This is a genomic window from Clostridium amylolyticum, from assembly GCF_900142075.1.
GTDB lineage: Bacteria > Bacillota > Clostridia > Clostridiales > Clostridiaceae > Clostridium_AA > Clostridium_AA amylolyticum.
On the sequence record NZ_FQZO01000001.1, the window covers coordinates 702,478 to 727,430 of the forward strand.

25 protein-coding genes are annotated in these 24,953 nt (G+C 32.8%); 23 read left to right on the top strand and 2 right to left on the bottom strand.

The window, feature by feature from the left end; translation table 11 throughout:
* From secF to BUA82_RS03440, 9 genes are all read left to right on the top strand, one after another.
* The gene (gene secF / locus BUA82_RS03400; RefSeq protein WP_073004650.1) at nt 1-870 is read left to right on the top strand and encodes a protein translocase subunit SecF; all 870 of its coding nucleotides are present in this window, start codon (nt 1-3) and stop codon (nt 868-870) included.
* Between the two features lie 128 nt (nt 871-998).
* Nucleotides 999-1,859, top strand: a complete 861-nt coding sequence (locus BUA82_RS03405; protein ID WP_073004652.1) for a DHH family phosphoesterase — start codon at nt 999-1,001, stop codon at nt 1,857-1,859.
* A gap of 35 nt (nt 1,860-1,894) precedes the next feature.
* The gene (locus BUA82_RS03410; protein WP_073004654.1) at nt 1,895-2,413 is read left to right on the top strand and encodes an adenine phosphoribosyltransferase; all 519 of its coding nucleotides are present in this window, start codon (nt 1,895-1,897) and stop codon (nt 2,411-2,413) included.
* Between the two features lie 124 nt (nt 2,414-2,537).
* A complete protein-coding gene (locus BUA82_RS03415) occupies nt 2,538-4,712 on the top strand; it encodes a RelA/SpoT family protein (protein WP_073004656.1) in 2,175 nt (724 codons plus the stop codon).
* 18 nt (nt 4,713-4,730) lie between these two features.
* On the top strand, nt 4,731-5,180 hold the full coding sequence (gene dtd, locus BUA82_RS03420) for a D-aminoacyl-tRNA deacylase (RefSeq protein WP_073004658.1): 450 nt from the start codon (nt 4,731-4,733) through the stop codon (nt 5,178-5,180).
* Between the two features lie 14 nt (nt 5,181-5,194).
* On the top strand, nt 5,195-5,797 hold the full coding sequence (locus tag BUA82_RS03425) for an MBL fold metallo-hydrolase (protein WP_073004660.1): 603 nt from the start codon (nt 5,195-5,197) through the stop codon (nt 5,795-5,797).
* A gap of 11 nt (nt 5,798-5,808) precedes the next feature.
* Entirely contained in the window at nt 5,809-7,245 is a 1,437-nt protein-coding gene (locus tag BUA82_RS03430; protein ID WP_073004662.1) for a coproporphyrinogen III oxidase, read from the top strand.
* 47 nt (nt 7,246-7,292) lie between these two features.
* Nucleotides 7,293-9,080 carry an aspartate--tRNA ligase gene (aspS, locus tag BUA82_RS03435; RefSeq protein WP_073004665.1) on the top strand — a complete coding sequence of 596 codons (1,788 nt, stop codon included), beginning with the start codon at nt 7,293-7,295 and terminating at the stop codon, nt 9,078-9,080.
* Between the two features lie 167 nt (nt 9,081-9,247).
* A complete protein-coding gene (locus tag BUA82_RS03440) occupies nt 9,248-9,556 on the top strand; it encodes a metal-sensitive transcriptional regulator (protein WP_073004668.1) in 309 nt (102 codons plus the stop codon).
* 34 nt (nt 9,557-9,590) lie between these two features.
* Here BUA82_RS03440 and BUA82_RS03445 read toward each other — a convergent pair whose 3' ends face one another.
* On the bottom strand, nt 9,591-10,025 hold the full coding sequence (locus tag BUA82_RS03445) for a threonine/serine exporter family protein (RefSeq protein WP_073004670.1): 435 nt from the start codon (nt 10,023-10,025) through the stop codon (nt 9,591-9,593).
* Nucleotides 10,025-10,795, bottom strand: coding sequence for a threonine/serine exporter family protein (locus BUA82_RS03450; protein ID WP_073004672.1), 771 nt, complete (start codon nt 10,793-10,795; stop codon nt 10,025-10,027). The genes BUA82_RS03445 and BUA82_RS03450 overlap by 1 nt, the downstream gene beginning before the upstream one ends.
* A 221-nt stretch (nt 10,796-11,016) precedes the next feature.
* On the opposite strand from BUA82_RS03450, the gene BUA82_RS03455 reads away from it, so the two are divergent.
* The 14 genes from BUA82_RS03455 (at nt 11,017) to fabD (ending at nt 24,941) form a co-directional block, all read left to right on the top strand.
* Nucleotides 11,017-12,249, top strand: coding sequence for a serine hydroxymethyltransferase (locus tag BUA82_RS03455; RefSeq protein WP_073004674.1), 1,233 nt, complete (start codon nt 11,017-11,019; stop codon nt 12,247-12,249).
* Nucleotides 12,250-12,310: 61 nt separating this feature from the next.
* A complete protein-coding gene (locus BUA82_RS03460; protein WP_073004676.1) occupies nt 12,311-13,660 on the top strand; it encodes a sigma-54 interaction domain-containing protein in 1,350 nt (449 codons plus the stop codon).
* 225 nt (nt 13,661-13,885) lie between these two features.
* Entirely contained in the window at nt 13,886-14,944 is a 1,059-nt protein-coding gene (ord, locus tag BUA82_RS03465; RefSeq protein ID WP_073004678.1) for a 2,4-diaminopentanoate dehydrogenase, read from the top strand.
* 2 nt (nt 14,945-14,946) lie between these two features.
* Nucleotides 14,947-15,240, top strand: a complete 294-nt coding sequence (gene ortA, locus BUA82_RS03470; protein WP_073004680.1) for a 2-amino-4-oxopentanoate thiolase subunit OrtA — start codon at nt 14,947-14,949, stop codon at nt 15,238-15,240.
* A gap of 18 nt (nt 15,241-15,258) precedes the next feature.
* Nucleotides 15,259-16,665, top strand: coding sequence for a 2-amino-4-oxopentanoate thiolase subunit OrtB (gene ortB / locus BUA82_RS03475; RefSeq protein WP_073004682.1), 1,407 nt, complete (start codon nt 15,259-15,261; stop codon nt 16,663-16,665).
* Between the two features lie 17 nt (nt 16,666-16,682).
* Nucleotides 16,683-17,042, top strand: coding sequence for an ornithine aminomutase subunit alpha (locus BUA82_RS03480; protein ID WP_073004684.1), 360 nt, complete (start codon nt 16,683-16,685; stop codon nt 17,040-17,042).
* 1 nt (nt 17,043) lies between these two features.
* Complete coding sequence (oraE, locus tag BUA82_RS03485; protein ID WP_073004686.1) at nt 17,044-19,230, top strand: D-ornithine 4,5-aminomutase subunit OraE; 2,187 nt, start codon at nt 17,044-17,046, stop codon at nt 19,228-19,230.
* Nucleotides 19,231-20,562 (top strand): GlmL-related ornithine degradation protein, encoded by a 1,332-nt coding sequence (locus tag BUA82_RS03490; RefSeq protein WP_073004688.1) that lies wholly within the window; start codon nt 19,231-19,233, stop codon nt 20,560-20,562.
* 63 nt (nt 20,563-20,625) lie between these two features.
* Nucleotides 20,626-21,129, top strand: a complete 504-nt coding sequence (locus tag BUA82_RS03495) for a flavin reductase family protein (protein ID WP_073004690.1) — start codon at nt 20,626-20,628, stop codon at nt 21,127-21,129.
* Nucleotides 21,130-21,342: 213 nt separating this feature from the next.
* Nucleotides 21,343-21,795 (top strand): MarR family winged helix-turn-helix transcriptional regulator, encoded by a 453-nt coding sequence (locus tag BUA82_RS03500; RefSeq protein ID WP_073004692.1) that lies wholly within the window; start codon nt 21,343-21,345, stop codon nt 21,793-21,795.
* An 11-nt stretch (nt 21,796-21,806) separates the two neighbouring features.
* Entirely contained in the window at nt 21,807-22,784 is a 978-nt protein-coding gene (locus BUA82_RS03505; RefSeq protein ID WP_073004694.1) for a beta-ketoacyl-ACP synthase III, read from the top strand.
* Nucleotides 22,785-22,809: 25 nt separating this feature from the next.
* Entirely contained in the window at nt 22,810-23,028 is a 219-nt protein-coding gene (gene acpP / locus BUA82_RS03510) for an acyl carrier protein (RefSeq protein WP_073004696.1), read from the top strand.
* A gap of 28 nt (nt 23,029-23,056) precedes the next feature.
* Nucleotides 23,057-24,004 carry an enoyl-[acyl-carrier-protein] reductase FabK gene (gene fabK, locus BUA82_RS03515; RefSeq protein WP_073004699.1) on the top strand — a complete coding sequence of 316 codons (948 nt, stop codon included), beginning with the start codon at nt 23,057-23,059 and terminating at the stop codon, nt 24,002-24,004.
* 4 nt (nt 24,005-24,008) lie between these two features.
* A complete protein-coding gene (gene fabD / locus BUA82_RS03520; protein WP_073004701.1) occupies nt 24,009-24,941 on the top strand; it encodes an ACP S-malonyltransferase in 933 nt (310 codons plus the stop codon).
* The last annotated feature ends 12 nt before the right edge of the window (nt 24,942-24,953 follow it).

The following is a 24,953-nucleotide window of genomic DNA, read 5'->3' on the forward strand; positions in this document are numbered from 1 at the left end:
GTGCTAAAGATAATAGAAAAAACTAAGCTTTGGTTTAGTGCTTCTTTGATTGTTATATTAATAGGCATGGGGTTTATTGCAACTAAAGGTCTTAACTTCGGTATTGACTTTAAAGGTGGTACTCAGCTGGTTATAGAAATGGGAAAAGATTTTCAAAAACCTGAAGTGGATGAAATAATTAAAAAATATGATACAAGTGCCTTAACTAATAAAATTGAAAATACAAAAATTGAAATTAAAAGCAACAGTTTAACTGATGAAAATTCTAAAAAGATGTTAGAAGAATTAAAACAAAAATATAACTTAAATGAGAAATTCATTGAATCTCAAGACTATATTGGAAGTTCTATAGGAAAAGAATCCACTAATAAAGCATATATAGCTTTACTGGTGGCCGTGGCTTTCATGCTTTTATATGTAGGACTAAGATTTGAATTTAAGTTTGGAGCAGCAGCCATACTTGCCTTGGTTCATGACGTGCTCATAACCTTAAGCGTTTATGCTATTTTCCAAATACCAGTTAACTCCCCATTTATTGCAGCTATATTAACCATAATTGGATATTCTATCAATGATACCATTGTTATCTTTGATAGAATAAGAGAAAATCAAAAAAATATGAGAAGGAAATCCATAGAAGAGGTAGCAAATATCAGTATAACTCAAACTATGAGACGTTCCATAAACACCAGTTTAACTACGCTTATTACCATAGTAGCGGTTTATATATTTGTACCTACAGTTAGAGATTTCTCATTCCCACTAATCATAGGTATAGCTACTGGTACTTATTCATCAATTTTTATAGCTAGCCCAATTTGGGTTTTGCTTAAAAAGAAAAATAAAAAAGTAAATGCAAAAGTAGCTTAAATATTAACTAATTCATAAACCTTCAAGTCACTTTGAAGGTTTATGTTGTTTTTATTTAAATTTATTTGTCAAAAAGGGTATTTTACTTTATAATATAGTTGTTTTCTATTATTTTGGAGGAGTTTAAAATGCATAAAATTTGGCAGAGCATTTATAGGGCAAACTATATTTCAGGCTATAATCCCTTTTTATTAAAAAATATGAATAAAGCCTTAGAAAGAGTAGTGAAAGCAATAAATGAAAGAGAAAAGATAGTCATCTACGGATCTTGTGATGTGGATGGAATATGTGGTATTTCATTACTTCTTTTAGTGTTAAAGTATTTAAATGCTGATGTGGAATATTATTTACCAGAAGAACAAAGTTCTAATTATTATGTAGACTCGGATATAATAACTAATCATATTAAATTTCTTGGTACTGCACTGGTTATTACAGTTGGGTGCAGCTTGGTAGATAAAGAACAGGAAGATCTATGTAGAAATTTAAACATTGATGTTATAGTTACTGATTATAAAAATGATTTATATAAGAGTGAATTTATTACTATTAACCCTAATCAGAAGGATTGTAGCTATAGATATAAAAATCTATCTGCCAGTGGTGTTGCTTTTAAACTTACTCAAGCTTTAGCTATTTACTATAACATGAAAAGTATAAATAAATATATTGATTTAGTTCTTTTAGGTGGTTATGCTGCTAAAGTCTCCATAGTAGGGGAAAATAAAGTTATATTTAAAGAAGCATTAAAATATCTTAATGTTACCAATAATTATGGATTAAGAGCTCTTATGAATCTTAATATAAAAGATAATTATTCCGAGAGGGAAATAAAAGAACTTATAAAAGTACTAACTCCTACCGTTAATGTGGTGGGGAGGATGGATAACGCAAGAATCGTGGTGGAACTTCTAACCACTAATGATGAATATAGGGCAGAACAGATTGCAAAGTATCTTGCTATGGAAGTTAAAAACATAGTGTCATAAAAATAATTACATATATTTAAAATGGAGGCTTTAAAATGGATTATAAAAGTAAAATAAGAATTATTGATGGATTTCCCAAAGAAGGTATCAGTTTCAAGGATATTACAACTTTAATACAAGATGGAGAAGGACTAAAAAAAGCTGTAGATGATTTAGCAGCTTATTTAGAGGATAAAAACATAGATGTAATAGTAGGACCAGAAGCTAGAGGGTTTATTTTTGGAGTACCAGTAGCCTATGCCATGGGAATAGGATTTGTTCCTGTGAGAAAAAAAGGCAAATTGCCCTATGACACCGTTAAAGTAGAATATGACCTGGAATATGGTAAGGACTGCTTAGAAATTCATAAAGACTCCATAAAACCTGGCCAAAGAGTAGCCATAGTGGATGACCTTTTAGCCACAGGAGGAACAATAGGCGCAGTGGCTAAACTTGTCGAGCAAATGGGAGGAGAAGTTGTTTCTATGGGATTTGCCATAGAACTTACCGACCTTAAAGGAAGAGATAAATTAGGTAAATATGACATTATGTCATTAGTACAATACAATATTTAAATTTAATTGAAAAATAAAGTTTTATATTATATAATAAAAATAAAATTTGGCTGGTGTAAACCAGCCATTGATTTTACTTAAGTAGATATAAATTTGCATATTTCTTTTAGAGGAGAGTAGTCCTATGTTGGAAAAACTCATGGAAATTATAGATAAAAATGATTATAAAGTAGATAAAGAATTAATAGAAAAAGCATATAATTTAGCGAAAGATGCACATAAAGACCAAAAAAGGGAATCCGGCGAGCCGTATATTATGCATCCTTTAGAAGTAGCTTGTATATTGGCTGAAATGGGGATGGATTCTAATACTATAGCTGCGGGGCTTCTCCATGATGTTATTGAGGATACAAACTACTCTTATGAAGAAATAAAAAATGAATTTAATGAAGAAGTCGCTAACTTAGTAGATGGAGTAACTAAATTAGGCAAGATTAAATACAAAACAAAAGAAGAACAACAAGCTGATAATGTAAGAAAGATGCTTCTTGCCATGGCTCAGGATATTAGAGTAATAATTATTAAATTAGCTGATAGACTTCATAATCTTAGAACCTTAAAGTATATGCCTGCTGAAAAGCAAAAAGAAAAGGCAAAGGAAACTTTAGATATTTATGCACCTTTAGCCCATAGACTAGGTATGTCAAAGATAAAGTGGGAGTTAGAGGATTTAGCTTTAAGATATTTAAACACACAAGAATATTATGATTTAGTATCTAAAATAGCAGAAAAGAGAATTGAAAGAGAAGCATATATTTCTGCTATTATAAAAGATTTAAATGAAAAGTTATTAAGTGCCGGCATTGAGGCTGATATAGAGGGAAGACCTAAACATTTTTACAGTATTTATAGGAAAATGGTAAATAAAAATAAAAGCATAGAACAGATATTTGATCTTACTGCTATTAGATTGCTGGTGGATTCAGTAAAGGATTGCTATGCTGCTTTAGGAATTGTACATACAATATATAAACCTATACCAGGTAGATTTAAAGATTATATAGCCATGCCTAAGCCCAATATGTATCAATCCTTGCATACCACAGTAATAGGACCTCAAGGTAAGACTTTTGAGATTCAAATAAGAACCTTTGAAATGCATAGAACAGCTGAATATGGTATTGCTGCTCACTGGAAATACAAGGAGGCATCTGCAGAGGATAAAGAAGGGGATTTTGCTAATAAGTTAACATGGCTTAGAGATATTTTAGAATGGCAAAAGGAAACTTCCGATGCTGAAGAGTTCATGGAAGCCTTTAAGATCGATTTGTTTTCTGATGAAATATTTGTGTTTACTCCTAAAGGTGTAGTTATAAATTTACCTAATGAAGCAACTCCTATAGATTTTGCTTATAGGATACATACAGATATAGGGAATAGATGCATTGGTGCAAAGGTAAATGGAAAGATGGTCACCTTAGATCATAAGCTTAAGACAGGAGATATAGTAGAAATACTTACTGCTACTGTAGCTAAAGGGCCTAATTTAGATTGGCTTAATATAGTTAAAAGTAATCAGGCAAAGAGTAAAATAAGAGCATGGTACAAAAAGGCCAAGAGAGATGAAAATATCGTTAAAGGCAAAGAAATGCTGGAAAAGGAATCTAAAAAACAAGGGGTAAACTTTTCCGAAATTGCTAAAGGTGAAGCTTATGATAAAATTCTAAAGAGGTACAATCTTCACAATAATGAAGATGTGTATGCGGCAGTTGGAACTGGTATGCTTATAGCCTCTGTGGTGGTATCAAAGCTTAAGGAGTCCTCCATCATTGATAAAGCTCCCACTAATGAAGAAATTCATAAGTCTATAGAAGAGCAAATAAGTAAAACCTATCAAAATAAACCTAATAATGTAGGAGTAACTGTAAAAGGGTTAGATAACATTATGGTTAGATATGCCAAATGTTGCAGCCCAGTACCTGGTGACGAAGTTGTTGGTTTTATAACAAAGGGTAGGGGAATTTCAGTACATCGTGCGGATTGTGCTAATATGAAAAACTTACCTATAGAGGAAAAACATAAACTTGTGGATGTAAGCTGGGGAAATGGAAAAGGAGAAGAATATATTTCCGAAATTCAAGTTAAGGCAGAAGACAGAGCAGGGCTGTTATCCGAGGTAATGGAAATAATATCGGAATCCAATTTTCATCTTGAAGCCTTAAATGCTAAGTCTTTAAGACAAAATATCGCTTCAATTAATATTAAATTAAGGATTAATTCTGTAGATCAACTTAGAGATATTATGAGAAAGATTAGAAGGCTAAATGGAGTGATGGAAGTTTATAGAATGCATAATTAGGATGGGGGCTGAATTAATATGAGGGCTGTGGTGCAAAGAGTAAAAGAGTCCAGCGTTACAGTGGATGGTAAGGTAGTAGGCAGCATTGCTAAGGGACTCAATGTGTTACTAGGTATAGCAAAAGAGGATAAAGAAGAAGATATCATATATCTTAAAGATAAGATTATAAATCTTAGAATATTTGAGGATTTGCAAGGAAAAATGAACTTATCTCTTAAAGATGTAGAGGGGGAATTAATAATAATTTCTCAATTTACATTATATGGTGATTGTAGAAAGGGTAGAAGACCCAATTTTATGGATGCTTTAGGGGGAGAAGATGCAGAAAAGCTTTATGATTCTTTTGTACAGCATTGCAAAGAGGAAGGCCTAAAGGTAGAAACAGGAGTCTTTGGAGCAGAAATGGACGTAATGATAGTAAATGATGGTCCTGTAACGGTGTTATTGGAAAGTAAAAAAACTTTTTAAGGTGAGGTGTTACAATGCTAATAAAGAGAATTCCAGCAGGTATTTATGCTGCTAACTGTTATATAATAGCAGACGAAAATACTAAAGAAGCCATAGTAATAGATCCAGGTGGGGATGAAGATGACATTATTAATGCCATTTTAGAAAAAGAACTACAAATTAAAGCGGTGCTTTTGACTCATGGGCATATAGATCATGTAGGAGCTCTTAAACCTATATGTGAACAATATAATGTTAAGGCATATATAAGCGAAAAAGATGTAGAGCTAATGGAAAAAGGTTCTTATGTCTTTGGAAATATTAAAGATGTTGACAAGGTTTATATTAAAGATAATGAAGTGATAAAATTTGGTTCCATAGAAGTTAAGTGCATTGAAACTCCCGGTCATACCCCAGGAGGGCTTAGTTTTTTAATAGGTGAGGGCTTATTTACTGGAGATACTTTATTTTCAGGTTCTATAGGAAGAACTGATTTTGAAGGTGGAGACTATGATACAATAATTAAAAGTATCATAGAAAAGTTAATTCCTTTAGGGGATAATCTAGTAGTGTATCCTGGACATGGTCCTGCTACCAGTATATATCAAGAGAAATTAACTAATCCTTTTATTAATTAAATGGAGAAATTATGAAAATAAATATTTTACTTAATGATTTAAATTATAGATATGATATTTATCAAATGTTTAATATATTTTATTCTTTTCATGAAATAATATTTAACCAAGATATATATGGATATGTCATCAATGTTTCTCATGATAAAGTTTCCATAAGTCATGATGGTAAGGATAAAACCTACACTGATTTTCAAGGTATGGGTATAAAAAACTATTTGAAGAAGGTAGTTTTTGAGTTTTTAACTGAAGAAACCAATAACCACCATCCTTGGGGTACTTTAATAGGTATAAGACCAAGTAAGATAGCTTGGGAAATGTTAAATAAGGGATATGAAGAAGAAAAAATAATATCATATTTTAATGAGATTTATTTAGCAGATAGAGAAAAAGCTAGTTTATGCATAGAAGTAGCAAAAAATGAAAGTAGCTTCATAAATAAAGATGAGAATAAGATAAGTGTATACATAGGTATGCCGTTTTGTCCTACAAGATGTGCATACTGTTCTTTTGCATCAAATCCTATAGCTTCTTGTAAATCTCAAGTTGTTCCTTATTTAGATGCATTGAAGAAGGAAATTATAGCTATTAATAACTATATAACAAAGCATAAACTAACCATAGAAACAGTATATTTTGGTGGTGGAACTCCTACTTCAGTGGATGAAAAGCAATTTGAATATATTATGAGTGTCATTTATGAGAACTTTTTACTTGATAAAAATATAGGAGAATTTACAGTTGAATGTGGAAGACCGGATAGTATAACAGAAAATAAGCTTATTACTATGAAAAAATACAATGTTAATAGGATAAGTATAAATCCTCAGACCATGAATGACGATACACTTAAAAAAATAGGAAGAAATCATAATTCTAAGGATATAAAAGATATATTTAAAATCGCCAGAGAACTAAACTTTAATAATATTAACATGGATATTATAGTAGGACTCCCTGGAGAAGGCATAGAAGAAATTAAGCATACCTGCAGTGAAATAAAAAAACTTAAACCAGAAAGTATAACGGTACATGGAATGTCCATTAAGCGTGGTTCAGCCCTTCATGAAAGGATTATTCTAAATGATAAATTTAATATACCAAAGCAAAGCGAATTGAACTTCATGTATGGAGAAACAAGAAATTTATCAAAAGAGCTTAATATGATTCCATATTACATGTATAGGCAAAAAAATATGGTTGGTAATATGGAAAATGTGGGGTATACTATTAAAGGTAAAGAATGTATCTATAATATAGAGATGATTGAAGAAAAACAAACAATTATTGCCTTGGGTGCAGATGGGATATCTAAGGTGGTTTTTAAAGAAGAAAACAGAATAGAAAGATTTGCAAATCTAAAAGATATAAGGCAGTATACAGAAAACATAGATAAAATGATAGAAGGTAAAATAAAGCTATTAGATAGTCTTTATTCACATATTTAATTGAGATTTATCTCAATGAATAAATTATTTAATCAGGAGGAATACATATGGGTGAAGCCTTAGAGGGATTAAAGCGTAATATAATGTGTGGGGAACTTAGGGAATCTCATATTGGTACTAAGTTTACCGTTATGGGCTGGGTTCAAAGAAAGAGAAATCTTGGAGGATTATTATTTATTGATTTAAGAGATAGAACTGGAATTCTTCAAGTGGTTTTTGGTGAAGCTATAAATAATGAAGCCTTTATTAAAGCAGATAATGTAAAACCAGAATTTTGTATAGCTGTAACAGGGGAGCTGGTGCATAGGGAATCAGTTAATCCTAATATGCCTACAGGTATGGTGGAACTTAAGGGAGAAAGTATAAAGATACTTTCAGAATCCGAAACACCACCAATATACATTAAAGAAGATTTAGATGCCGCTGAAAATATTAGATTAAAATATAGATATTTAGATTTAAGAAGGCCAGATATGCAAAACATATTTATGATTAGGCATAAAACTGCCAAAGCCATACGTGACTTCTTAGATGATAATGGATTTTTAGAAGTGGAAACACCTATGCTCACTAAGAGTACACCTGAAGGGGCTAGGGATTATCTTGTTCCTAGTAGAAATTATCCAGGAATGTTTTATGCACTTCCTCAATCACCACAGTTATTTAAACAATTATTGATGGTATCAGGCTTTGATAGATACTTTCAAATTGTTAAGTGTTTTAGGGATGAAGATTTAAGAGCAAATAGACAACCGGAGTTTACCCAGGTGGATATTGAGCTATCCTTTGTTGAGCAGGATGATGTGATAGAGCTAAATGAAAAGCTTGTATCACACGTGTTTAAATCAGTTTTGAATAAAGAGATAAAAACTCCTTTTAAAAGGATGACATACAAAGATGCTATGGATAAGTATGGAAGTGATAAGCCTGATTTAAGATTTGGAATGGAAATTAAAAATATTTCTTCTGATGTTTTAAACTGCGGTTTTAAAGTATTTACAGATGCTATAAATAATGGCGGATCTGTAAGAGCTATTACAGTAAAATCTGGTGCTTCCATGGGAAGAAAAGATATAGATAGGCTAGGAGAGTTTGTTAAAACCTATAAAGCAAAAGGCCTAGCATGGATAGCTTGTAAAGAAGAGGAGATAAAATCACCTATAGCTAAATTTTTAACTGAAGCAGAAATGAATAATATAATAAAATCTTCTGAAGCAGAAGTGGGAGACTTGATACTTATAGTAGCTGATAAAAATAGTGTGGTATTACAATCCTTAGGTGCTTTAAGATTAGAAATTGCAAAGAAGCAAGAAATCCTTAAAGGTAATGATGAATTTAATTTTGTTTGGATTACAGAATTTCCTTTACTTGAATATGATGAAGAAGAAGGAAGATATTTTGCAGCTCATCATCCATTTACAGCTCCCATGGACGAAGATATATCATACCTTGAAAGTGAACCCGGAAGAGTCAGAGCAAAAGCTTATGACATGGTGTTAAATGGAGAAGAGTTAGGTGGAGGAAGTATAAGAATTCATGATACAGCTCTTCAAGAAAAAATGTTTAGCGTACTAGGGTTTTCTAATGAATCTGCTTGGGAAAGATTTGGATTTTTACTGGAAGCCTTTAAGTTTGGACCACCACCACATGGAGGACTTGCTTTTGGATTCGATCGTATGATTATGTTCTTAGCAGGTACAGACAATATTAAAGATGTAATAGCCTTCCCTAAGAATCAAAATGCATTTTGTTATTTAACCGATGCTCCAAATATAGTAGATGAAAAGCAATTAAATGAATTAGGAATTTCTATAAATGTAAAAAATAAAAAATAAAAATGTCATACCCTAAAAAAACAGTGAGATAATATATATTACTATCTCACTGTTTTTTATATTTTATTAACCATAACACATAATATATAACAAGTCATTGATATTTCCACAGTATCGTGATAGAATACAAGTAATATACGGGGTATAGGTATAAAGGAGTGAAACAAATGACTGATAAAAACATAGATACCATAAAAGTAGAGAACTCAGATATTACAGAAGAACTTCAAAAGAATCTATTAATTAGATTAAGAAGGATAGAAGGTCAAGTAAAAGGCATTCATAACATGGTAGAAAAACAGGTGTGTTGTAAGGATGTTCTCATACAGATTTCAGCTATACGCGCTGCCATAAATAAGGTGGGAGGATTACTCATAGAAAACTATGCTAGGAACTGTATAGGCATAGAAAAAGGTAGTGAACAAGAAGAGGGACTCGAACAGTTAATAGATACTTTAAATACCTTTATTAAATAAAATAATATAAATAAAGCTTGCTTTTTAGCAAGCTTTATTTATATTTAATCTTTAAGCTTTTTATTAACCTCATTATAGAAGATACCAGCAATATTCCTATTGCTAGTGAACCAGCATTAGCCAAAGTATGAATGCTAGTTACTAATGCTTTATTTATATCTCCTTGTACAACTTCGTACATAGTATAATACATACCTCCGCCAGGCACTAATGGAATAAGTGCGCAAATTGTATAAGTTGTCACTGGGGTTTTAGATAGCCTTGCCATTATCTCTGAATAAATACTAAATACTAACCCAGACATAAGAAGGGATGATATATTGTTAACACCATTTTCTAATGCAAAACTATAAACAAACCAACTTAGAGCACCACCTAAAGATGCAAAAAATAAGTTTTTACCTCTAATGTTGAAAATTATTCCAAATCCTAAGGAAGCGCAAAAGGAATAAAAGCAGTTTAAAAGCATTAGTATGCACCTCCTGTGTAACTAAACCATAAACTGAGAACCACACCACTACCTAAAGCTATACCAATAGCTATTAAAAAAGCTTCCGTAGCCCTTGATAGCCCTGCTAATAGATCACCTGCTATGGTATCCCTAATGGCATTAGTTATAGCTATTCCTGGAACAAGAAGCATAATAGAACCTATAATTATCTTGTCTACGTTTTTTCCTATTCCAAGTTGTACAAAAAGTAATGCAATGACTGCAGCTATTGCACCACCTAATATATTTACAAAGAAATCATTAATTTCTAAATCACCAGAAAATATAGTAATAAATTTAATTATAATTCCTATCAAAAAAGAAACAAAAGAATCCTTTATACTTCCACCAAATAATAATGTGAAAAATAAGGCCGCTATACCTGAAAAAAATAAAGTGGTAAAAAGATTATATCTAGGAGAGGCATTAATTTCTTTTAATTTTAATGTAAATTCTTCAGGAGAAAGCTTACAGCTGGTAATGTTTCTTGATAGTTCATTCACACGAGAGATTTTTTCCAAATCTACAGTACGCTTATTAATTCTTCTGATAATAGATATATTTTCTCCTTCTGAGGTGTAAGCGGAAACCATAATACCAGTAGGTGTTACAAAGCTCTCTGCAAATTTCACTTCGTAAGCTTGGCATATACGGTTAATGGTTTCTTCAACTCTATAGGTTTCTCCACCATTTTCTAGTATAATTTTACCTGCTTCAGCTGCTAATTGAACTATAGAATGTTGCTCCATTTCAAAATCTCCTTTAATCTCAAAATACTGCAAAGAATTATAAAATATAGTACTGATGTATTATAACATTTTACACCTATAATTTGAATAAAATTTCGTCAAATGTTAGCATTTTATGAAATTATACTAACAAATATGAAGATAACTTGAAATAGCATTGAACTAAATTGATTTAGTATCTATAATTAAATTATAATATTATGACGGAAGAGGTGTATAGTATGAATTTTTTAAATCTTCAATCATCAGACGGTGAAATATTTCATTTCATTGAAGAAGAAATGAATAGACAGAAAAATAATATCGAACTAATAGCTTCAGAGAATTTTACTAGCAAGGCGGTTATGGAAGCTGTAGGTTCTCCTCTTACAAATAAATATGCAGAAGGATATCCTTCAAAGAGATATTATGGTGGATGTGAAGTAGTTGATAAGGTAGAAGATCTTGCAAGAAATAGAATGAAAAAATTATTTAATGCTGAACATGCAAACGTTCAACCGCATTCAGGTTCTCAAGCTAATATGGCTGTTTATTTTGCAGTATTAGAACCTGGCGATACGGTATTAGGTATGGACCTTACTCATGGAGGGCATTTAACTCATGGAAGCCCAGTTAACTTCTCTGGTAAGCTATTTAAGTTTGTGTCTTATGGTGTATCAAAAGAAACAGGTACCATAGATTATGATATAGTTAGAGAAGCTGCCATTAAGAATAAACCCAAGCTAATAGTAGCAGGAGCAAGTGCTTATTCAAGAATTATAGATTTTAAAAAATTTAGAGACATTGCAGATGAGGTAGGGGCTTATTTAATGGTGGATATGGCACATATTGCAGGTTTGGTTGCTGCAGGATTACATCCATCACCTGTTCCTTATGCGGATTTTGTTACCACTACTACTCATAAAACGTTAAGAGGACCAAGAGGTGGAGCTATATTATGCAAGGAAAAATATGCAAAGATTATAGATAAGACCATCTTCCCTGGTATGCAAGGAGGACCTCTTATGCATGTGATAGCTGGAAAAGCCGTTTGCTTTAAAGAGGCCATGGAAGAATCCTTTAAGGAATACATGCAAAGAGTTTTAGATAATGCCAAGGTTTTAGAAGAAGAACTTAATAAATATGGTTTTAATCTAGTGAGTGGAGGTACAGACAATCACTTATTATTAGTAGATTTAACCAATAAAAATATTACTGGTAAAGAGATGGAACATATACTTGACAGTATAGGAATTACAGTAAACAAAAACACAGTGCCTTTTGAAACCCTAAGTCCATTTGTAACCAGCGGAATTAGAATTGGCACACCAGCTGTTACCACAAGAGGTTTTGATAAAGAAGACATGAAAGAAATTGCGTCATTAATAAATTTTGCCGCAGAAAATAGAGAGAATAATTTACAAGAAGCAAGAGACAGAGTGTTAAAACTTTGTAGCAAACATCCTCTTTACTAATTACAAGACGGCTTTATGCCGTCTTATTTAATAAATAAGGGTATTATAATGGGGTGCAATTATGGGAGAAAGCGAAAAAATTCTTGAAACTCTCATTTCTACGTTAAGTCAAGGGATACACATTGTTGATAGTGAAGGCAAGACAATATATTATAATAGTGCTATGGAAAGGATCGAAGGGGTAAAAAGAAGTGAGGTTTTAGGTAAGAAGGTAAGTGAAATTAGCAATATAGAAGAAAGATCTTCTACTTTAATGAATTCTTTAAAATACAGAAAAAAATTTACAGATGTAATTCAAAAATATAATGTATTTTATGGGAAAGATGTAACCACTATAAATACTACAGTACCAGTTTATAATAACAAAGAAATCATAGCGGCTATAGAAATAGCTAAAGACATGACACAATTAAAAGAGCTGAGTGACAAAATAAATGCCTTACAAAATATAAATAATAAAGAAGTTAAAGGCTACAGATTTAATGATATTATAACTAATAATAAAGCTATGCTAAACCTAATAGAAAAAGCAAAAAAAGCCAGTAATAGTAAAGCCTCAGTACTAATTACAGGGGAAACGGGTAGCGGTAAGGAACTTTTTGCACAGAGTATTCATTACGATGGTATAAGGAGAGACAAGCCTTTTGTTGCTATAAATTGTGCTGCAATACCAAGTTCTTTATTAGAAAGTACATTATTTGGTACCGTTAAAGGAAGCTTTACAGGAGCAGAAGATAAGCAAGGATTATTTTCAAAGGCTCAAGGAGGAACTGTATTTTTAGATGAAATAAGTTCTATGGATACTTATCTACAGTCAAAGCTTTTAAGAGTTTTACAGGAAGGTTTTCTAAGACCAGTAGGTTCAGAAGAAGAAATTGAAGTGGATATTAGAGTAATTGCTGCATTAAATGAAGATCCTGAAAAACTGATGATGGAAGGAAAACTTAGAAAAGATCTTTTTTACAGGCTTAGCGTTGTAAAAATAGATGTACCGCCTTTAAGGGAACGAAAAGAAGATATCCCCACATTAATAAAATATTTTATTTATCAATATAATAAATCTTTTGGAAGGGATATTAAGTCCATAGATGAAACCTCTATAAAAAAACTATTAAACTATAACTTTCCAGGTAATATACGAGAATTAAGAAACATCATAGAATCTGCTTGTATAATGTCTGAAGAAAAGAACAATATAGTTATAGACCCCATTAATAATGATACCAATAATATTAATGTAGAGCTGAAAGAATTCAAAAACATATCACTGCAAAGTTACCTAGAAAGTATAGAAAAAAGCATTATTGAAAAGATTCTTATTAAGAATGATTATAATATTTCTAAATCCTCTAAAGAATTACAAGTAAGCAGGCAAAACTTGCAATATAAAATTAAAAAATATTATTTATAAATATTTATATTTAAATAATGCCTATGCAAAATATTGAGCATAAAGGCAAAAAAACTTGCGGTAAAATATAAGTATATAGGCATATTATGTAAATAAAAAAATACCTAGCAAAATAATTTGCAGGGTATTTTTTTATTTACTGTAATGACAGGTTTTAATAGCAAAAAAGCTGAAATATTATGGCATGGAATTTGCTTAATAAATAAAGAAAAAGGGGGTTATTTTATGAGTATAAAAGTAATTATGTGCGGATTAGGAGCTATGGGTTCTGGAATGGCAAGGATGATAGCGGAAAAACAGGGGATAGACATAGTGGCAGCCATAGATGCCAGCACTGAGAAAAAAGGAAAGTCTTTAAAGGATGTACTTGGTATTAATAAATATTCAGAAGTTATAATAAGAGATGATTTTGAAAACACCATAATGAATACTGAGGCAGACGTGGTTTTATTAGCCATAGATTCTTTCCTAGAAAAAGTATATCCATATATTGAGTTCATACTTAAATCAAAAAAGAATTGTATTACTATTGCAGAAGAAATGGCGTATCCTTATACCATTAACCAAGAGATTTCAGATAAAATGAATGACATAGCAAAAGAAAATGATGTAACTTTGCTAGGCACTGGAGTAAATCCAGGATTTGTTTTAGATACTCTAGTAGTGGTTCTTTCAGCAGCGTGTAGGAAGATAGAAAAGATTAAGGCGGTAAGGATAAATGACTTATCCCCCTTTGGCACTACCGTAATGAAAACTCAAGGGGTGGGCTTAAGTGAAAAAGAGTTTTATGAGGGACTAGAAGATGGAAGTATAGTTGGTCATATAGGATTTAAACAATCCATACCTTTAGTAGCTAAAGCCTTAGGAATAACCATTGATGACATAGAAGAACTGAGAGAACCCATTATATCTAAAACCTATAGGAAAACACCCTACGCTGAAGTTAAACCTGGAATGGTAGCTGGCTGTAGACATATTGCATATGGAAAGTATAAGGGAGAAGTACTAATTACTATGGAACACCCTCAACAGGTGTTGCCTGAGTTAGAAAATATTAAAACCGGAGACTATATAGAAATCTTAGGAGATCCTAAACTATCATTATCCATTTTACCAGAAACCCCAGGGGGAATAGGCACTATAGCACTGGCAGTAAATATGATACCTCAAGTAATAAGTGCATCAGCTGGATTAAAAACAATGATAGACCTTCCATTGCCTCATGGAATTGAAAATAGTTTTGAAGATCAAGTTCATTATTATAATTGCCAAGGGGTGAAATAACTGTGAACATATATAAGGATACTTGGGTAGAGATAGAAAAAATTGTGCTAACTAGTAAAGAGAGAGCCAATAATATACCCATGGATACAAAAGGTACGGATTTGAAAATGCTTTGTAAAGGTTTTCTGTTGCGGGACAGTCTTCTAGGAGAAGAAGCTGAAATAATCACCTTAACTGGAAGAATTGTTAAAGGAATGATATGTAAGGTCAATCCAAGTTATGATCATGGCTTTGGTGATTTTATACCTGAAATTATGTATATAGGAATACAAGCTAGATCACTATTAGGAAATTAATATAATGCAGGTGAAAATATGAATAAGTATGAAGAGTTAATGAATAGAAAGCAAGAAATATTATTAAAGTCCTTAGGAACGGATTATTCTAAATATGAAATTGATACCCTAGCATTTAATTATGAAAAAATGATGAGAGATATTAATTACAGCCTTAATGAAATAAAAGAAATACAAAAAGAGGTAGGAGTTTCTGATACTCCTATGCTGGAGCTTAAGAATATTACAGCATTGGCTAGAAAAGTTTCTAAAAACGGCTGTGCAGCAAGAATAATGTTAAAGGATGAAAGCTGTAACCCTTCAGGAAGTTTTAAAGATAGACGAGCTGCCTTGGCTGTTTATGATGCCATGAAAAAAGGATATAAAGGGGTAGCTTCTGCAACCTCAGGTAATTATGGCGCAGCGGTAGCTTCACAAGCTGCCATGCGAGGGCTTAAGTGTATTATAGTTCAGGAAGCTTTTGATTCTAGAATGATAGGACAACCAGAAATACTAGAAAAGGCTAGAAAATGTGAAGGCTTTGGAGCGGAAGTTATAAGGCTTACTTTGGGACCAGAATTGTTTTATGCATACTTAAAAATATTAGAGGAAACTGGTTATTATAATGCATCTTTATATTCAGTTTATGGTATTGCTGGAGTAGAAACCTTAGGCTATGAGATTGCAGAACAATGCAGAGAAAAGTTTCAGAAAGATCCTGTGGCGGTGGTGGTAACTCACGCTGGTGGAGGAAATGTAACAGGTACCGCTAGAGGTCTTATAAAAGCAGGTGCTTTAGACACAGAAGTCATAGGTGCGTCAGTGGATTTATCCGGACTTCATATGGCATCGGATAAGGATTTTAATAGAAAATCTTTTACCACAGGGCATACAGGTTTTGGAGTGCCATTTATTGTTAACCCTGATAGATCAGATGTACCAAGAAGTGCAGCGAGACCCTTACGATATATGGATAGGTATGTAACAGTGCCTCAAGGAGAAGTTTTTTACATGACAGAACTTTTAGCTCAAATAGAAGGACTAGAAAGAGGCCCTGCTGGAAATACATCTTTAGCTGCAGCCTTTGTGCTATCTCAACAATATGGAAATGATGATATTATCGTGGTGCAGGAAACAGAATATACCGGTGCGGGTAAACATATATTGCCCCAACTATCCTTTGCCAAAAAAAATGGAATAAAGATAGAAATAGGGGATCCCAAGGATGAGATACCGGGAAAAAATATTATACTTCCCAATGAACCATGTAAATTATTTGTAAAAGAAATGGATATGAGCAGTTTAAAAGAGTCGTATATTAAAAATTTATTACCACAAATTTTAGATAAGGAGCTTTCAGAAGAAGATATAGATTTCTTATGCATGGAAACTAAATGGGATAAAAAGCATGTGCTAAATGCTCTAAAAAAGTTAACACATAAATAAAATAAGGGGAATGGGAAATGAAAAGAATAGATGATTTTAATAAAAGAAGACAACACCTGGCAAATTTATCTGAGGAAGAGCTTTTTAATAGGTTTTGGGAGTTAACAGAAAAAATTGTAAAACCTTTGGTGGATATAGCCTATAAGAACACATCTCCTGCCATAGAAAGAAGCGTGTTGTTAAGAATGGGATTTTCCAGTATTGAGGCAGATAATATAGTTAAATACGGATTAAAATGGGGATTGTTAGGATATGGCATGGGGCATGCGGTATTGTGCTTAGGTGAAAATAATAAGATAGACTATAAAGAAGCAGGAAGTTTGTTATCTATAGGACAAGGCTGGGAAACTGTTAATAGAATTTTAAGGGGGAATTAATTTGCTTTATGAAGATAAAAAGTTAGATATTTTTGAAATATTAAGAGATTTAGACAAATATCATCCTAAAAGAAAAGGATGGACATGGAGAAAAAAACATGAAGGCACTTTGGGAGAATTTGAATATAGCGAAATAAGTGAGTGTCTTAAAAAATCAGAACCCCTTCCTGCTTCTAGAAGTTTTCATGGCATAGATCCCCAACCTGAGCCAGTTATAACCACAGAGATAGCTTCAGGGAGGTTTGAAGATGATATAAGGCGAATGAGAATGGCTGCTTGGCATGGAGCAGATCATATTATGGTGATAAGAACTGCAGGACAAAGTCATTTCGATGGATTAATAGAAGGTACACCAGAAGGTGTGGGAGGGGTACCTATCACTAGAAAGCAAGTGAGAGCTACCAGGAAAGCTTTAGATATTATAGAGGATGAGGTAGGCAGGGAAATCAATTTTCACTCCTACGTATCAGGAGTGGCAGGACCTGATATAGCCGTAATGTTTGCGGAAGAAGGAGTAAATGGAGCCCATCAAGATCCGCAGTACAACGTGCTTTATAGAAATATAAATATGGTGAGATCTTTTGTTGATGCTGCAGTAGCAAAAAGGATAATGAGTTCTGTAGATATGCTTCAGATAGATGGAGCCCATAATGCTAATGCTACAGCTATGAAAGGGTATAAAGTTATGCCAGAACTTATGGTACAGCATGCTATAAACTGTAAGTTTTCAGAAATGGCGGGGATGAGAAAGGATTTAATAGCTTTATCTACAGTACCGCCTACATCTTCTCCAGCACCTTGTTTAAAGATAGATTTACCCTATGCAGTAGCTCTTAGGGAAATATTTAAAGATTATAAGATGAGAGCCCAAATGAATACTAAGTATATAGAATCTTGTACCAGAGAAGCTACTGTAAGCCATACGTTAAATTTATTAATATCAAAATTAACCTCTGTGGATATACAAAGTACCATAACTCCCGATGAAGGAAGAAATGTACCTTGGCATTATAATAACATTCATGCTATTAATACGGCTAAGCAAGCCCTAGTAGGTATGGATGGGCTTATGGATATGATTGAACTTAAAAATCAAGGATATTTAAGAGATAAAGCAAGAGAACTAAAAGAAAGAGCAATTTTGTTTTTAGAAGAGATTTTAGAAGTAGGTGGATATTTCAAGGCAGTAGAGCAAGGCTTCTTTGTGGATTCTGGAGAATATCCTGAAAGAAATAGTGATGGTATTAGCAGAAAAATAGATGGAGGTATAGGAGAAGACAGTATAATACCTAGGGAAAGCAGTTATTATGCACCGGTTTGCGCTCATTTTGGATATAATAATGTACCTAAAAAGTACAATAAACCCTGTGATGAAATACAAGGTTGTACTTTATGCAAACATGAAAAAATAAAGTTTATAGATGAACTGGATGAAGAAGATAACGTAAATAAAAGACTGGAATTAAATAAGGAGGATAGCAGTATTGTTCCAGAAGTAGAGTGGAATAAAGATGGCGTGGTTTCTGTTACATTATTCATTCCAGAAGGTGAACTTATAAGTGAAGCCTCAGCCCTAGAAATAGGTAAGAAAATGAATCTTACAGATGTGGAAGTAATCCACAAGGAAGTGCTTCAAAAGAGTGAAGGAACCTTGGTGGAAATAAAAGGTAGAGTGAACTTTAAAATTGATAGAGATACTTTAGTGATTAAAGAGCCAAAAAAATCTTTAAGTGAGGAGTTTTTAAAAAATTTTTTCCACGAAAATCCAGTTAAGGTGGTAGCAGCTACAGTAGGAGAGGATGAACATTCCGTAGGGCTTAGAGAAACCATTGATATTAAACATGGTGGTATTGAAAAATATGGTATTCAGTGTGTATATCTAGGAACATCTTGTCCTATAGAAAAACTACTAGATGCAGCAGTAGAAACCAAAGCTCAGGTGGTTTTAGCTAGTACCATTATCACTCATAATGAAATTCATATTAAGAATATGAAAAAGCTTAATGACCTTGCTATAGAAAAGGGAATTAGAGATAAATTAATAATAATATCAGGAGGTACTCAGGTCACTGAAGATATTGCAAAAGCTAGTGGCATGGATACTGGCTTTGGAAGAGGTTCCAAGGGAGTTCATGTGGCTACATTTATTTATGATGAATTTCAGAGAAGAGGTTGGTGCAATAAATAGATGAATATAAATTATTTAATTGCAGAAATAGGGAGTACTACCACAGTGGTTACTGCTATTAAATGCAATGATGAAGGTACTTCTATTTTGGCTCAAGGAAAAAGTGATACCACTATTTTTGAAGGAGATGTGAATATAGGCCTTCAAAGGGCAATTAGTGATATAGAGCTACAATTAGGAGATAAAATAGTTTATGACAAAATGCTAGCTTGTAGTAGTGCGGCAGGAGGATTGAAAATTACTGTTCATGGTCTTATAGAAGATATGACGGTTAAAGCAGCTAAAGAAGCGGCTTTAGGTGCTGGGGGAAATATTAAATATATCACTGCAGGCAAACTAAAACCTAATGATATTAAAAAGATAAAGGAAATTCAGCCCAATATTATAATTATTGCTGGGGGAACAGATTACGGAGAAAGTGAAACTGCTATTTATAATTCTAAAATAATAAGGGATGAGGATATAAATATCCCTATTATATATTGTGGAAATAAAGCTGCGGAAGAGGAGATAAAGGAAATATTAAAAAATAAAGAATTATATATAGTGGAAAATGTATACCCTAAAGTGGATGAGCTGAATGTGGAGCCCACTAGAAAGGTGATACAGGAAGCTTTTGAAAAAAACATAGTTAAAGCACCGGGAATGTTGGAAATAAGAAAAATGGTCACCGGAAATATTTTACCCACTCCCGGGGCGGTGATGGAGGCGGCAAAGTATCTTTACGAGATTATTGGAGACGTTTTAGTTATAGACGTGGGAGGAGCCACCACAGATATACATTCTGTAACCCTAGGAGATAGAAAAATAACTGATATTTTAGTTAGTCCTGAGCCTAAAGGGAAAAGAACCGTAGAGGGAGATTTAGGGGTATATATTAATGCAGATAATGTTATTAACCTATTAAATGATTATGAGTTAAATAATTATTCTAAGGAATATGTTAAAACACAAATAAAAGCCATTCCAGAAACTGAAGAAGAAAAATACTTTTCAAACCTTATTACTAAAAAAGCGGTGGAAGTGGCTTTAAACAGGCATGTGGGCTATATTAAAAGGATTTATGGAACTGCCAATAGTTATATGGCATATGGTAAGGATTTATCCAAAGTAAAATATATAATAGCTACAGGGGGAGCTTTAGTAAAGCTAGGAAAAGGAGAAGAAATATTAACTTCCATAAGGTATAACAAAGAGGATATTACTATGCTTCCAAGAAAAGAGGCTAGGGTACTTATGGATAATTTCTATGTTATGGCATGTGTTGGGGTTCTACTAAAAGAAAATAAAAAGATTGCAGAGGAACTTTTAAGAGCTAGTTTAAACATTTAAAATTTTATTGTTTATCATCTTATGCTATAATATCCTTAATATAGCAATAGGAGGGACTAAATAATGGCTCTAGATTATACTAAATGTATGGAAAAAGGCATGAAATATTTATCAAAGCAGGGTGCCTTTTTGACCTCTAAACATGAAGACAAAGTTAATACTATGACAGTATCCTGGGGAAGCATAGGATATATGTGGGGTAAACCGATTTTCACCATAATGGTAAGAAAATCAAGATATACCCATGGAATTATTGAAAAAGCTGATAGCTTCACCTTAAGCATTCCTACCAATAGTGATTTGAAAAAAGAATTAGGTATATGTGGATCGAAATCAGGAAGAGATGTAAATAAATATGAAGTAGCAAATATCGAACTACAGGATTCCAATGATGTAGAATCACCAATTATTAAAGGCTGTGGGATATATTTTGAGTGCAAGATAATTTATAAGAGTGATATTGACCCTAACTTACTAAAGGGAGATGCCAATGCTTCTTGGTATTATAATGAGGATTACCATACTGTCTTTTATGGAGAGATTGTTAACTGTTACTTTAATGAATAAATCAATTAATAAAGAGTTAAGCTTTTATTATTAAATGCTTAACTCTTTATTTTTGGAAAATTTAATCTTGACATGAATAAATATTATATTATATACTTTGACTATCAAAGTAATTGTTTTGATAATCAAACTATTTTAAATTCAAAGTAAATCTTGCCTTAACAAAGTAATGATGACTTATTTATAAAATATTATGCTAAGGAGCCGGTAAGCTTGAGTAAAAGTGAACATGTATTAAATGAATTATTAGTAGATATTTTTAATGATATCTTACAAATTGAACAAGAAGCCCTAAAAAGCGGTGCACTCTCTGATATATCCGTAACAGAAATTCATACCATTGATGCCATTGGTTTATATACTGCAAGGAATATGTCTGAAGTGGCCGCGGATTTGAGAATAACTTTAGGTACATTGACCACGGCTATAAATAAGCTTATAAAAAAAGGTTATGTAGAAAGGGAAAGACTTGAAGAAGATAGAAGGGTTGTTAAAATAAAGCTCACTAAGAAAGGCAAGCTTGCCTATAGGGTACATCTAAAATTTCATAAAGATATGATTAAAGAGACCATTGATGGATTGAGTGAAGTTGAGGAAGAAGTACTAATAACCTCCTTAGAGAAGTTAAATCGCTTTTTCAAAGAAAAATATAATTTAAAGAAATAAGGAGATTTCAAATGAATAATGTGAGAATAGTTTCTACAGGAAGTTCTGTGCCAGAACTAATAATCACTAATGATATGCTATCTAAATTAGTAGATACTTCAGATGAATGGATTACTACTAGAACTGGAATAAAAAATAGAAGGGTTTCCGTAGATAAAGATACATCAGATTTAGCTACAGAAGCCGCCGTTTCTTGTATAAAGAAAGCCAGTGTAAAGGCGGAGGAAATCGAGTTAATTATAGTAGCTACAGTAACGCCTGATATGTTTACTCCCTCCACTGCATGTATAGTACAGAATAAAATAGGTGCATTTAAAGCATCTGCTTTTGATATAAATGCTGCATGTTCTGGATTTATTTATGGGGTGGATGTAGCAAAATCTCTTCTAGGCTGTGGAAGGTTTAGAAATGCTTTGGTTATTGGTGCTGAATGCTTATCTAAAATAACTAATTGGGAAGATAGAAGTACCTGCGTACTTTTTGGTGATGCTTCTGGAGCAGTATATATGGAAGTTAGCGATAAACCTGGAATTATGAAGATATCTACAGGAGCAGAAGGAGATAAGGGAAATAGTCTTTTAAGTGGAGCTTTAAAACCTAATAATCCTTTTAATAGAAATAATACTTCCCCTTATAAAGATCATTTTGTAAAAATGAATGGTCAAGAAGTTTATAGATTTGCTACTAGGGTAATTAGTGAAAGTATTAAGGACATATTTGAAGAATTCAATTTAACTGAAAAAGATATAAAGCTTATTATACCTCACCAGGCGAACCTGAGAATTATAGAGTTTGCAAGTAAAAAATTAAATATATCCATAGATAAGTTTTATATTAATCTTCAGGATTACGGCAACACATCTTCCGCTAGTATTCCATTAGCATTAAATGAAGCTTTTGAAAAAGGTATGATTAGTGAAGGAGATAAAGTCATTGCTGTAGGGTTTGGAGGAGGATTGACCTACGGGTCTTTACTTATACAATTTTAATAATAAAAAAATGGAGGAATATATTATGATATTTGAAAAAGTTAGAGGAATAATTGTAGAGCAATTAAATGTAGAAGAGGATAAGGTTACATTAGAAACAAGTTTTGAGGATTTAGGTGTAGATTCATTAGATCTATTTCAGCTAATAATTGAAATTGAGGAAGAGTTTAAAGTGCAAATTGAAGATGCAGAATCTATTAAAACTGTGGGTGATGCAGTAAAATATGTGGAAAATAATGCATAAAATTTAATGCACTTTTGGAGGGGTTATAATGTTTGATACAAGAGTAACTGAACTTTTAAATATAGAATATCCAGTATTTCAAGGAGCTATGGCTTGGATAGCTGAAAGCTCTTTAGCTTCTGCGGTATCTAATGCTGGAGGGTTAGGGATAATAGCAGGTGCAAATGCACCTGTAGATAAAATCAGAGAAGAAATAAGAAAAACCAAAGCTATGACGGATAAGCCTTTTGCAGTAAATATAATGTTAATGAGCGAAAATGCTGAAGAATTAGCAAAGGTAGTTATAGAAGAAGGAGTTCCAGTGGTAACTACAGGAGCTGGAAACCCGGCAAAATATATACCAAAGTGGAAAGAAGCTGGTATTAAGGTTATTCCTGTGATTCCCTCTGTGGCACTAGCCCTAAGAATGGAAAGAGCAGGAGCAGATGCCGTTATCGCAGAAGGAAATGAAGCAGGTGGGCATATTGGAGAGATAACTACCCTATGTCTAGTTCCTCAAGTGGTGGATGCAGTTAATATACCTGTAATAGCAGCAGGTGGTATAGGGGATGGCAGGGGAGTAGCTGCAGCCTTTATGCTAGGTGCAGAAGGGGTTCAAATGGGAACTAGATTCCTGGTGGCAAAAGAGTGTATTATTCATGAAAATTACAAAAACAAAGTAATTGCAGCCAAGGATATAGATTCTTCAGTAACAGGAAGGCCTACAGGACATCCTGTGAGAACTATAAGAAACAAACTATCAAGACAGTTTCAAGAACTAGAAAAAAGTTGTGCACCTTTGGATAAGTATGAAGAATTAGGTAGAGGGGCTCTTGCTAAGGCTGTTATTCATGGGGATATTGAATATGGATCAGTTATGGCAGGGCAGATAGCTGGACTTGTATCTAAAGAACAATATTGTGATGAAATCATAACAGAAGTTGTGGAAGAAGCCAAAAATATAATAAACAAAATTCAAAATGCTAATATGAGGTAATATTATGTCAAAAATAGCTTTTTTATACCCAGGTCAGGGAGCACAATATGTAGGAATGGGTAAGGATCTTTATGAAAGTTATAGTGACTTTAGAGAAGTATTAGATGAAGCTGAAGATTTACTTAATTTTAATATTAAAGATATATGTTTTTTTGGACCAAAAGAAAAATTGCAAAGTACTGAAATTACTCAACCAGCAGTATTAATTAATTCAATGGCCATTACCAAGACATTGATAAAAGAAGGTATTGTACCGGTGGCTACTGCTGGTCTTAGTTTAGGTGAATATTCAGCTTTTACTGCTGCTGGGGTTATGGAATTTAAAGATGCTGTAAAAATCGTTAAAAAGCGTGGGGAATTTATGCAAGAGGCTGTACCAGCAGGTGCTGGAACCATGGCAGCAGTTCTTGGATTACAGGATGAAGTGGTAGATAATATTTGTAAAGAAATTTCTGATAAAGGGTGCATGGTGATTCCGGCTAATTATAATTGTCCTGGTCAGATTGTTATTTCTGGTGATACTAGAGCTGTAGAAATGGCCATGACAAATATAAAAAATGCTGGTGGGAAGGCAATTAAACTTTCAGTGAGTGGACCATTTCATAGTCCATTATTAAGAAATGCATCAATAAGATTAAGTGAAGAACTAAGAAAGTATAAATTTAATGAACCTAAAATACCTATGGTATTAAATGCTACTGGAAAAATATATGATGGTAAATCCGATATAAAGGAAATAATGAAGACACAGGTAATTTCACCTGTACTTTGGAGTAAAACCATAGCTACTTTAATAGATATGGAAATAGATACTTTTTTGGAAATTGGTCCAGGAAAAGCACTAAGTGGATTTATGAAAAAGATTAATCCTCAGTGTAAGATATTAAATATAGAAAATATAAGTACTTTAAATAAAGCTATGGAAGCCTTTAAATAAAGGAGGAAGATT